This is a genomic window from Methanophagales archaeon, from assembly GCA_021159465.1.
Lineage (GTDB): Archaea > Halobacteriota > Syntropharchaeia > Alkanophagales > Methanospirareceae > G60ANME1.
On sequence record JAGGRR010000163.1, the window covers coordinates 1 to 1,642 of the forward strand.

Here is a 1,642-nt window from a genome sequence, read left to right on the forward strand (position 1 = left end):
ACCGTAACTCCGCAAGTTAACCCATAGGTAGAACCTCAGGGAACAATGAACACATCTGTCTTGCTCTCTTCGGGATCTTAGCGAAGTACTCTCTTCCACTCTTTTCAACAATTTTTGTGACCTTTGAAAGCTCAAATAGCACTTCCTCGACAGAAATCTTGTTTGTGAGTCCCTTTTCTCTCAAACTCTTCAAGATCTTGAAGTATATCCGCATAGCAAGAAATGTTGCCAGGAAATACCCTCTTACCGCCTCGTCGGATCTCAAATACGTCTTATCTGACTCTAATCTATTTTTCATCGTATCAAATACCAGTTCCACATCCTCTCTACCCTTATACATATCGAACATATCGATTCCATCTTTATCCATGTCCGAGACCAAACATATGACACCTGCAAGTCTGCGTTTCTGCTCAAACATAGCCATCGTCAGTTTATTCGCTTCCACTTTCCTGAGAAGCGCCTGTTCTTCCTCACCTTTAAGCAGAGGGTCTTCAAAAGCGAATAAAGTGCCATACTCAGTCCCTTTTGTACCCCAGCGAATAGGTCTACCCCTATACAGGAACGACCCTCTCCACCGCATCCATCTGAGATCGATGAGCGTTGAATTCTTCCTTAGAGGAACGATATAGTGTATTCCATCCTCCCTGAGATCATTCAACAGTCCATACGATGAGAATCCGCGATCAAAGATAAAACCAATGTCTTTCTTCGGGAATCGTTCAATAAAGTCTCTAACTGTTGTTATATCCTTCATAGAGCCATAAAAGACATCTACTCCAACGGGCAGCTTTGTAATGGATGAAAAAGCCATAATTACGCCGATCTGATTGATGTATGCGTGGTCTGCGTTGTATCCTCTCTCCGCGAGTTTTATGTTCTTTGAATAGGTAAAGACGGATGTTAAGTCATAAAGCAGAATATCTTCTCTGGTGGCAAGTTTTGAGAAGAGGTCATACCATATATGGATGTCCCTTCCTGTGCTGCTTAAGACAGACGAAAGATGCTTTGGAGTAAGGCTGACATCGATCAGCTTGGAGAGATACAGCTTCTCCCATCTGGAAGCAAACAGCCTTAACGGCTTCGGATCAATCGCCTTGATTATAGCAGTGGCAATGAGTTCGTTGCAATAGGGCGTATTTTTAGCCAGGAGACCTTCCAGATCCTTTATCATATGATGGGCAAGCGCGCCATTTCCATACTCAAAAACCTCTCGTTCATACTCTTGAATCCGTGACCTCTCCCTCTTCTTCCTGAAGATACCGCCTTGATCTATCGAGCCTATGTACTCGGTTATTTTCCTGACCTTCTTGCGCTCTTTATCCCATTCGCTCGTTGCACGATAGACATAGTAGTTGTTTTTGATGATTTTCAGCTCTATGTGAGATGGCTCTTTCTTCTTCATGCGTTCGAATGTCTTCAGGACTTTCGGTGGGATATTTCTCATATGGGTTAAAATATATGGGTTATATATTTAAATGATTTACGGTTTTTACCCGGTTTAATTTACTTGGTTTTGGTAGAAACCATGTAGTGGGAGATAAAATTAAGAAAAATAGGCGATATTGTGCTTTCGGCGTGATTTGTGGCTACAAACACGCCAATTTTTGGCGCAACAGAGATGATTATGGGTTAAAAAGAA

Annotated in this window: 1 protein-coding gene; it reads right to left on the reverse strand. The window is 42.2% G+C overall.

Features of this window, described 5'->3' with window-relative positions:
- Positions 1 to 16: 16 nt before the first annotated feature.
- Entirely contained in the window at positions 17 to 1,405 is a 1,389-nt protein-coding gene (locus J7J01_07185) for a transposase (GenBank protein ID MCD6210655.1), read from the reverse strand.
- Between the last annotated feature and the right edge of the window lie 237 nt (positions 1,406 to 1,642).

Bases quoted from the DNA above. Each gene is read 5' to 3' on its own strand.
- J7J01_07185 (MCD6210655.1), bottom strand. From the start codon at position 1,405: ATGAAGAAGAAAGAGCCATCTCACATAGAGCTGAAAATCATCAAAAAC.